This window comes from Pricia sp. (assembly GCF_041745955.1).
In the GTDB taxonomy this organism is placed as follows: Bacteria; Bacteroidota; Bacteroidia; order Flavobacteriales; family Flavobacteriaceae; genus Pricia.
In genome coordinates this window covers 1-9,694 of record NZ_JBGTHY010000093.1, presented here as the reverse complement: position 1 = coordinate 9,694, position 9,694 = coordinate 1, and the positions used below count along the sequence as shown (strand labels likewise).

The following is a 9,694-nucleotide window of genomic DNA, read 5'->3' as shown; positions in this document are numbered from 1 at the left end:
AAATTAAATCCCGATATCGTGGTTTTTGACCGTTTCCTGACCGAAGAACAGTTCGGCTGGCGGGTAGCGGAATTCGTTCCCAAAGCCCTACGTATATTAGATACGGAAGATTTGCATTCGCTCCGAAACACAAGACAGATTTTGTTTAAAGCGGACATGCCCTTTTCGATCGACGCCTGGCTGCAAAACGATACCACAAAACGTGAAATCGCAAGTATCTATCGCTGCGACCTTTCCCTCATCATATCGAGTTACGAGATGCAATTGTTGACCGAAACCTTAAAAATAGATGAAGACCTGCTCCTGCATCTCCCTTTCATGTTGGAGGCTTTGGATGAAAAAACGGTTAACGAGTGGCCGTCTTTTGAAGCCAGAAAGGATTTTATCTGCATCGGTAATGGAAAGCATTCCCCCAATATCGATGCCATCCTATGGTTGAAAAAGGAAATCTGGCCACGGATACGAAAAAAGCTCCCGGACGCCAATCTCCATATTTACGGTGCCTATCTTCCTGAACATATCCAACACATGGATAATCCCAAAGAAGGATTTAAAATTATGGGCTGGGCTGAAAATGCGAAAGCTGTTTTGCGACAAGCTAGGGTAGGAGTGGCGCCGCTGCGTTTCGGGGCGGGAATCAAAGGGAAATTGGTCGATGCGATGCAAGCGGGTATTCCTACGATAACCACATCCATAGGTGCCGAGGGCATGCATGCGGATTATCCCTGGAATGGACATGTAGCGGATACAGCCGAAGCGTTTGCCGATGCTGCTGCCCGATTGTATCAAAATCCAAAGGAATGGCATTCGGCACAGCAGTGCGGAATTGTTATTGTCAATGCGCTCTATAAAAAAGAAATTTTGGGTCAAAAACTTGCGGATACCGTTGCAAAAATCAAAAATAACCTACAAAATCATCGCAACCGAAATTTCATCGGTAGCATGCTGATGTATCATGCCTTGGCCAGTACCAAATATATGGCCAAATGGATCGCCGTCAAAAATCAGGATAGATCATAAGGTATAGTCAAAAAAAATAGTGTATTGCATATACCTTATTTTATATTGAAAATGCAATATTATGAAAAAAAAGTATACGAAAAATACTGTGGCCAACAAGGCCAACGAAGAAACGATTAGAATATTACGACATAATAAAATTGTTGCCGAGGTACCTGTGACGGGCAATAGTTTCTATTTTCTAAATGGCAAATTAAAAAATAAGTCCGCTGTACCCGCTCTTTTTTATAATGATATCCTGCCTTTGATCGATTTTTTGGGGTTCCGTCAAAAAGATCTTGCCGATTTTTTGCACGTCGATGCCTCTACGATAACCCGATGGAAAAAAAATGAAACTGAAATCGGTGTCCTGCGCACGAAAATTATCCTAGATATCGATGAGATTATCGCAAAGGGCATCCGTATTTTTGATGGTGAGGCCGATTTTAAAGATTGGTTGGCAGCCTCAAACTATGCCCTTGGCGATAAAAGACCGATCGAGCTGTTGAAAGACCCTTACGGTACCGAATCGGTCGATGAGGCCCTAGAGGCGATTTCTTGGGGGGCATATCTATAAAGATGCGTTATTATAGGGTTTATGAGGCTTTGATGGGCCGACATCCTTTGGGTTTCGGACCGAAAGGAGGCCGATGGAACGATACAAACGTTCCCTTGATCTATTGTAGCAGCACACGCAGCTTGGCCTTGTTCGAAATCTATTGTATTATGGGGAGGCAAGCCGCCAAGGGGAATTTCGTATTGGCCGAACTGAATTTGGACGGCGATATCCCTACGCTGGAAAAAAACGACCTGCCGGTGGACTGGATAAGGAGGCCACATTCGAGAGCCACAAAAGAGTTCGGGACCAATTGGGCGAAAATGCGTCCATCGCTGTATATAAAGGTGCCGTCGGCAAGAATGCCGTTGTCAAGCTTCCCTGAAGAGCATAACCTACTGATAAATCCGTTTCATATGGATTTTTTAAAATCCGTGGAGGATGTGGGAATCGAAACCATAAATTTCGAGATAAACAATCGCTAAGAGTCCGTTGAATATTTTAACTCAGTACATTTTGAACCCAACAAAACCATACCTATGAAAAAGAGGAGCCCAAACCTGATCGGTATTTACTTTAACGTTTTCAGATCTTTATAGTGTATGTAGACGATACCCTGTTTTAAAATTTGTTTTGGGGATTGGTTATTCCTAGGAATTCCATCAATATGCGTTACTTTGTAGGACAGTAAAAAATACACCATGCAAAAACCCGATTGGAAAACCGCCAAGGATTTCGAGGATATCACCTATAAAAAAAGTAACGGCGTGGCCCGTATCGCCTTTAACCGGCCCAATGTTCGCAATGCATTTCGGCCAAAGACGACCAGTGAGCTTTATCAGGCTTTTTACGATGCACAAGAAGATACGTCGATCGGTGTCGTTCTTCTTTCCGCGGAAGGGCCATCGTCTAAAGACGGCATTTATTCCTTTTGCAGCGGGGGCGACCAAAAGGCCAGGGGAGCGCAGGGCTATGTCGGGGAGGATGGCCAGCACCGCCTGAACATTCTCGAGGTACAGCGCCAGATCCGATTTATGCCCAAAGTGGTGATTGCCGTAGTCCCCGGTTGGGCTGTCGGCGGCGGACATAGCCTGCACGTCATCTGTGATATGACCTTGGCCAGTAAGGAGCATGCCATCTTCAAACAGACCGATGCCGACGTCACCAGTTTTGACGGGGGCTACGGATCTGCCTATCTCGCCAAAATGGTGGGACAGAAAAAAGCCCGTGAAATTTTCTTTTTGGGAAGGAATTACTCCGCCCGGGAAGCCTATGAAATGGGGATGGTAAATGCTGTAATTCCCCATGAAGAACTAGAGGACACCGCCTACCAATGGGCGCAAGAAGTGTTGGGAAAATCCCCCACCTCGATAAAAATGCTAAAGTTCGCAATGAACCTGACGGATGACGGTATGGTAGGGCAACAGGTGTTTGCCGGGGAAGCGACGCGATTGGCCTATGGAACGGAAGAAGCCAAGGAAGGACGAAATGCCTTTTTGGAGAAGCGGAAGCCGGTTTTTGGGAAAAATAAGTGGTTGCCTTAAAAGATATCAAATGTCAAGTGCTAAGGTCAACTTATCTTGAAGATTTTGGAGTTTGCTATCTGAAATAGTCGAAAGAAATTCCCACCAAATTTTATTCTGAGCATTTCGACTGCCCTCAATATAAACTTCGCCGAAGGGTGGGAATAAAAAATTAAACCTTCTCAATACCAAAAAGAGCCCCTCCGTTAGGAAATGGCTCTTTTTGAGTTAAAATCTATTGAATTTCTGCTATAGTATCGATTTTATAACATCCCTCAAAAAACCGTTGATATCAAATTCAGGCTCTTCCGCCAGTCCCGTTCTGACGACTACCAGATTTTTGGAAGGAATGATAAACACGCGCTGCCCCTGATAGCCGTTGAGGGAATACATATCTTTGGGCACGTCGGGATACTTTCCACCGGCATTCAGCCAAAAGTGGGCGCCGTAATCGCCGTCGGAATGGGCCGTGGGTAGGGTGATGTAGTCTATCCATTTTTGATCGAATAGCTGTTCGCCTTTCCAAATGCCTTTGTTGAGGTGAAGTAATCCGAATTTAGCCCAATCGCGGGTAGTGGCCCATCCGTAGGAAGAGGCTACGAAATTACCTTCCATATCGGTTTCTATGAGCATGGAATGCATCCCGATTTTGTCTATGAGGGCAACGTAGGGAAAATCGATGTATTCATGGTGGGTTTTAAACTGTTTCCTTAAAATACCCGATAGCAGATTGGACGTGCCGGAGGAATAGTTCCAAACCTTGGTCGGTGGGGCGACGGCTTCGTTGCTGGCCTGCGCCAAAGTCATATCGGAGTCGAGGAACAACATCTTGGTAACGTCGGAAATCGAGGTGTAGTCCTCATCCCAGGCGAGTCCGCTTTGCATGCGCAGCAGGTGGTTCAGGGTGATGTCTTGTCGGTCATCGTTTTGCCAAGCGGGTACGGGGGCTGGTTCGTCGAGGTCTATTTTGCCCTGATATTCCAGAATTCCGAATAGGGTTCCCAATATGCTTTTGGTCATGCTCCAGCCGAGTACCGGGGTATCTTTGTGAAAGCCCTTGATATATTTTTCGGCGATGATTTGATTTTTATAGGTGACGAGAACCGTCCGTGTTTTTTGGCTTTCAGGATTTGCGAAAGCGTCTTCCACGGCTTTGTCCAGCCGCTGATAATCTATATTGGCGAAGGTGGTGTCTTTGGTCCCCTTATTTCCGTAGGGAAAAGGCAGGTCGTTTTTTAGGGTGGTACGATGTGGTTTGGGAATAACGGTATTCGCGTCGTATTTGTCGTTGACCAGCACGCAGCCGAGTCCGTCACGGCAGATGGATTTTCGTTCCATCAACCCGAATACCGAGGCGGTGGCCTGCTTTTTGGAAGCATCCACCTCAACATCCGCCAGTTTGATCAATGGAACGTCGTTGTCGTTCAGAGTGACGGATTCGGGACTTCTATCTGTAAGAAAGACGGTAGAGGCCATGTTTTTGGAAGCATATCCAGAAATAATATTGAGTTTGGGATAGTTAAAATAGGCCACCACTACGAGGATGACCAAAGCGATTAGAAATACTCTTTTAAATAATTTCATGGTTAGCCGTTAGAAGGATTCATACCAAAAATAAGCCAATCCATCCTTTAAAATAGGAAGTTATAAAAAAAGGGTAACGCGATCAAATCCGAGGGCAAGAAAAAAATACCGATATTGTAGTCCGAAAAGCCCGTTCAAATTCGAAAAATGATCCGTATTTATCCCCTTTTTATCCTTTTTCCGCTTCTGTTCGTTTCGTGTGCGGAGGAAAAAAAGTATATCTGGAAGTCCAGGGTAGTGAAAGTTTCCGCCTATAATTCCACTATCGCACAAACGGACGGACTTCCCACTTTGGCGGCTTGGAGCGACACACTGGTGCCCGGAATGAAGGCTATCGCTGTATCGCGAGATCTTATTGCCCTCGGGCTCGACCACAACACCCCAGTGAAAATAGAAGGTCTCGATGGTGTGTTTTTGGTCAAGGATAAAATGGCCAGCCGAATGAGGAACAAAATAGACATTTACATGGGTAATGATATTGAAAAAGCAAGGGAGTGGGGGACCAAAACACTGAAAATCCAATTTCGAATCCAAAAGGATACTACAAAAACTACCGAAACTACCGAATGACTATGAAGAAATTTTTGTTGCCCATACTGTTTTTGCTACTTCATCTGGGTTGTAAATCGCAAGTGGAAATTATCGACAAACCCATAATTTTCGATGAATCCCGTAAAGAACTTACCCTGGACTATCTCGAAGACCATTATGGACTACAACAGGATACCCCGACCATCGACCCGAAAATGATAGTGCTGCACTGGACGGCCATTCCCACCTTCGAAGGCTCTTTCGATGCGTTCAAAGACGTAAAATTGCCCAGCTGGCGGCCGGATTTAGAGAACGCAAGTGCCCTTAATGTATCCTCCCACTTTTTAGTTGATCAAGACGGTACCATTTACCGCCTAATGCCCGAAACTATTATGGCTAGGCACGTCATCGGACTCAACCATGCCGCTATTGGCGTGGAGAACGTCGGTGGCAACGAAGGCAAGCCCCTGACCGAGGCCCAACTCAAATCGAATATCGCATTGGTGGAATACCTGGTCCATACATACAACATCGAATATTTGATCGGTCATTACGAATACACGAATTTCGAGAACCATCCGCTGTGGTTGGAAAAAGACGATGGCTACCGGACGAAAAAAACAGATCCGGGACAAGATTTTATGCGGAAAGTCCGTCAAGCGACCGCAAAGCTTAATTTTAAAGAGAATCCGTAATTTTAAGGAGAATCCGTAATCCACCTATTGTCCCTGTCATATGCGGCCTCACAACGAAAAAGAAGAACTTTCAAAGCCTTACCATTAAAATCCACACCAATTTTCAAATCCATACCCATCAAAATCGATCCTGAATGAACCTAAAATTTATCTTTTTAGCACTATTAGCCACTACTTTCTGCAATGCCCAAGAAAACGACATCACCGAATCCCTCTACGGAACCTACGAAAAGTATCTCGAACCTTCCCTTGAAAAACGACGTATCAAGCACCATGATCTGCAACCTTTAATCGACGAGTACCGGAAAAATCCCAAATTTATGGTCCAGACCGTGGGCGAATCCATAGAAGGGAGAAATCTCTCACTCATTAGTATAGGCTCGGGAAAGACCGATGTCTTTCTCTGGTCGCAGATGCACGGCGACGAACCGACGGCCACCCAGGCCATCTTCGATATCCTTAATTTTTTGGATGGTGAGGATTTTGCGGCCGAAAAACAGGCCATCCTAAAAAGCTGTACCCTTCATTTTCTTCCCATGCTGAATCCCGATGGGGCAGAGGTGTTCCAACGCAGAAACCGTCTGGGCATTGATATTAATCGGGATGCACTTCAACTGCAATCCCCAGAAAGCCGAACGCTCAAAAAAGTACGGGACAGCCTCGATGCGGATTTCGGTTTCAACCTACACGACCAAAGTACCTATTACAATGCGGAGCGTACGGAAAAACCGGCCACGATATCCTATTTAGCACCGGCCTATAACTATGAAAAGGAGGTTAACGATGTTCGTGCGAATGCCATGAAGGTCATCGTTTTCATGAACGGAATCATCCAAAAATATGCACCGGGGCAAGTGGGCCGGTACAACGATGATTTTGAGCCGCGGGCATTTGGGGATAATATCCAGAGGTGGGGTACGAGTGCTATTTTGATTGAATCCGGCGGTTATCCAGAGGATGTGGAAAAACAGGAAATCCGAAAACTGAACTATGTTTCCATACTGTCCGCCATTTATACTATTGCCGAAGGAAGCTACAAGGACATTCCTTTGGAAGATTATGGGAAAATCCCTGAAAATGACCGGAAACTCTTCGACCTGAAAATCGAGAACGCCACATATTCCCTACTCGGTAACGATTATGTCATCGATATCGGTATGAATCGTTTGGAAGTCGACAACGAAAATCATGATGATTTTTGGTATAGCAGTCGCATTCTCGATCAAGGCGATCTTTCTACCTACTACGGGTATGAAACCTTCAACGCATCCGGCTACACTATAGTTCCGGGCAAAGTGTATCCGGAAACTTTAAAATCGGTGGACGTTCTGGGAAGGCTTAAAATCGAATCCCTTTTAAAATCCGGACATACCTATATCCGCGTAGAAAATATTCCCAAGGATATGCTGAATTCGCCGTTTCCGATTCATATCATCGGAAAAAAACACGAAGTTCCCGAGTTCAATATCGAAGTGGGCATTAACCCAACTTTCCTTCTAGAAAAAAATGGGAAGATCGAATATGCCGTAGTAAACGGATTCCTCATCGATGTCAATAAGGGAGCAACGGGCTTTGGCAATGCAATGATTTATAGGTGATTACAATTATTAGATTATAGAATTTATCCGTTATTTGGTTTCGATGTTATGGGAGCACCCAGCCCTGTTAAATCTTACCCAAAAGCCTTCTTTCTCATATTTCTAAAGCTAACTTAGCGTTATAAAAATTGTTTTCTTTATCCAACAGGAATCCGTAATTTTGCAAAATGTTTTTTAAAATACAGAGAATCGTCCCCGTATTGCTTTTAATCGGCACGTTGCATTCGTGCAGCGAATATCAGAAAGTACTGAAAAACGAGGATGTTAAGGCCAAATACGATTTAGCCCAGAAGTTTTACGAAGAGGGCGATATGAAACGGGCCAATCGGTTATTCGAGCAGATTGCCCCGAAATATGTCGGTAAACCGCAGGGAGAACGAGTAATGTTCTTCTTTGCGGATACGTATTTCCAGCGAGGGGATTTTAATATGGCGGGCTATCAGTTCGAACGGTTCGTCAAATCGTACCCGAAAAGTGAAAAAGTGGCGGAGGCATCCTTTTATGGGGCAAAAAGCTATTTCGAACTATCACCCCGATATTCGCTCGATCAGACCGATACCGATAAAGCTTTGATCAAATTGCAGAGTTTTATCAATATGTATCCCGATTCCGAATATTTTGCCGAGGCCAACGAGATGGCGAAGGACTTGACCACGAAAAAAGAGAAAAAGGCCTACGAAATCGGCAAACAATACAATAAGTTAGGGGAATTCGATTTTACGTTCCTGAATCCTGCCATCAGTGCCTTTGATAATTTTATTTCGGATTTCCCGGGATCGATCTACCGCGAGGATGCCATGTACTACCGTTTCGAATCGGCTACACAATTCGCGCTGAACAGTTTTGACCGGCTAAAACCGGAAAGGGTAAAAGAGGCCCAAGCGGACTATAATGCGCTGAAAAAACAGTTTCCTGAAACCAAGTACGCCGAAAGGGCGGAGAAATTATTGAATAAACTCACTTCGGATCAACAGGAGTTTATACAAGAAAAAGAAGCTAAATAAATTGATTTTAAAAATGGATATGAACGACCTGAAAAATTCAAAAGCTGCCGTTAGCACAAAAACGATCAATAAGAACGAATTCGACAAAAAAACGGATAATATATATGAAGCCATTTCCATAACGGCCAAACGTGCCGTACAGATCAATTCCGAAATCAAAAAGGAGTTGTTGGAGAAATTGGAGGAGTTCGCTACGTACAGTGATAGCCTGGAAGAAGTCTTTGAGAACAAAGAGCAGATAGAAGTTTCAAAATTCTACGAAAAACTACCGAAACCACATGCCTTGGCCGTTGAAGAATGGTTAAAGGATAAGATTTATTTTAGGAATACGGAGAAGGAGGAGTAGTGTTCAATGCACAGTGTTCTGAAAGCAGCACTCAATAGCTGAGTTCAAGATATAAAATTCGTGCGACTCGTCTTTGGCTTTTGGGCAGTCTGTTCAAACTCTCATTAATTTTTAGTATATGCTCACCGGCAAGAACATCCTTTTAGGCATAACTGGAGGCATTGCGGCCTATAAAACTACATTTCTTGTCCGTTTATTGATAAAAGCCGGTGCCGATGTCAAGGTCATCTTGACGGAGAGCGCCGGCGATTTCGTTTCCCCCCTTACCTTGGCGACCCTTTCCAAGAACCCCGTTTTATCCGCTTTCGTAAGCCAAGAAGCTGGAAGTACGGATTGGAACAATCATGTAGAATTGGGCCTGTGGGGCGACCTTATGTTGATTGCGCCCGCTACCGCCAATTCCTTGTCCAAAATGGCGAACGGCACCTGCGACAATTTGTTGCTAGCTACTTACCTTTCCGCAAAATGCCCCGTTTTCTTTGCACCCGCGATGGATTTGGACATGTACAGGCATCCCTCGTCGAAAGCATCCTTCGAAAAACTAAAATCCTACGGTAATGTGATGATTCCCGCTACTTCGGGTGAACTGGCCAGTGGACTGCACGGTGAGGGCAGAATGGCGGAACCGGAAGATATGGTGGCATTTATACAGGATTATCTTTCGAAAGGATTGCCATTATCCGGTAAAAAAGTACTGATAACGACCGGACCCACGTATGAAGCGATCGACCCTGTCCGGTTTATCGGAAACCACTCCTCCGGGCGCATGGGCTTTGAGCTGGCGAAGGTAGCAGCGAACCTAGGGGCCAATGTGATATTGGTTTCCGGACCTTCGCATTGTAAGGCGTCCCATGAATC

At 44.9% G+C, this 9,694-nt stretch carries 11 protein-coding genes; 10 read left to right on the top strand and 1 reads right to left on the bottom strand.

Annotated features, from left to right (window positions below; translation table 11 throughout):
- The 4 genes from ACEW8S_RS03235 to ACEW8S_RS03220 all read left to right on the top strand — a co-directional run.
- On the top strand, positions 1-1,020 hold a 1,020-nt coding region (locus tag ACEW8S_RS03235; protein ID WP_373516750.1), incomplete at its 5' end, for a glycosyltransferase.
- Positions 1,021-1,081: 61 nt separating this feature from the next.
- Entirely contained in the window at positions 1,082-1,576 is a 495-nt protein-coding gene (locus tag ACEW8S_RS03230) for an antitoxin Xre/MbcA/ParS toxin-binding domain-containing protein (protein WP_373516749.1), read from the top strand.
- Between the two features lie 2 nt (positions 1,577-1,578).
- Positions 1,579-2,040 (top strand): RES family NAD+ phosphorylase, encoded by a 462-nt coding sequence (locus tag ACEW8S_RS03225; protein ID WP_373516748.1) that lies wholly within the window; start codon positions 1,579-1,581, stop codon positions 2,038-2,040.
- 216 nt (positions 2,041-2,256) lie between these two features.
- Positions 2,257-3,099, top strand: a complete 843-nt coding sequence (locus ACEW8S_RS03220) for a 1,4-dihydroxy-2-naphthoyl-CoA synthase (RefSeq protein WP_373516747.1) — start codon at positions 2,257-2,259, stop codon at positions 3,097-3,099.
- 228 nt (positions 3,100-3,327) lie between these two features.
- Here ACEW8S_RS03220 and ACEW8S_RS03215 read toward each other — a convergent pair whose 3' ends face one another.
- Positions 3,328-4,662 carry a serine hydrolase domain-containing protein gene (locus ACEW8S_RS03215; RefSeq protein WP_373516746.1) on the bottom strand — a complete coding sequence of 445 codons (1,335 nt, stop codon included), beginning with the start codon at positions 4,660-4,662 and terminating at the stop codon, positions 3,328-3,330.
- Between the two features lie 147 nt (positions 4,663-4,809).
- Between ACEW8S_RS03215 and ACEW8S_RS03210 the strand changes: the two genes are divergently transcribed.
- The 6 genes from ACEW8S_RS03210 to coaBC form a co-directional block, all read left to right on the top strand.
- Positions 4,810-5,232, top strand: a complete 423-nt coding sequence (locus tag ACEW8S_RS03210) for a 3D domain-containing protein (protein WP_373516745.1) — start codon at positions 4,810-4,812, stop codon at positions 5,230-5,232.
- A 2-nt stretch (positions 5,233-5,234) separates the two neighbouring features.
- On the top strand, positions 5,235-5,888 hold the full coding sequence (locus tag ACEW8S_RS03205) for a peptidoglycan recognition family protein (RefSeq protein WP_373516744.1): 654 nt from the start codon (positions 5,235-5,237) through the stop codon (positions 5,886-5,888).
- 134 nt (positions 5,889-6,022) lie between these two features.
- A complete protein-coding gene (locus ACEW8S_RS03200; RefSeq protein ID WP_373516743.1) occupies positions 6,023-7,486 on the top strand; it encodes a M14 metallopeptidase family protein in 1,464 nt (487 codons plus the stop codon).
- Positions 7,487-7,653: 167 nt separating this feature from the next.
- Entirely contained in the window at positions 7,654-8,490 is an 837-nt protein-coding gene (locus ACEW8S_RS03195; protein WP_373516742.1) for an outer membrane protein assembly factor BamD, read from the top strand.
- A gap of 13 nt (positions 8,491-8,503) precedes the next feature.
- Complete coding sequence (locus tag ACEW8S_RS03190; RefSeq protein WP_373516741.1) at positions 8,504-8,836, top strand: DNA-directed RNA polymerase subunit omega; 333 nt, start codon at positions 8,504-8,506, stop codon at positions 8,834-8,836.
- Between the two features lie 118 nt (positions 8,837-8,954).
- Positions 8,955-9,694 (top strand): bifunctional phosphopantothenoylcysteine decarboxylase/phosphopantothenate--cysteine ligase CoaBC (coaBC, locus tag ACEW8S_RS03185; RefSeq protein ID WP_373516740.1); only part of this gene is annotated, 740 nt, incomplete at its 3' end.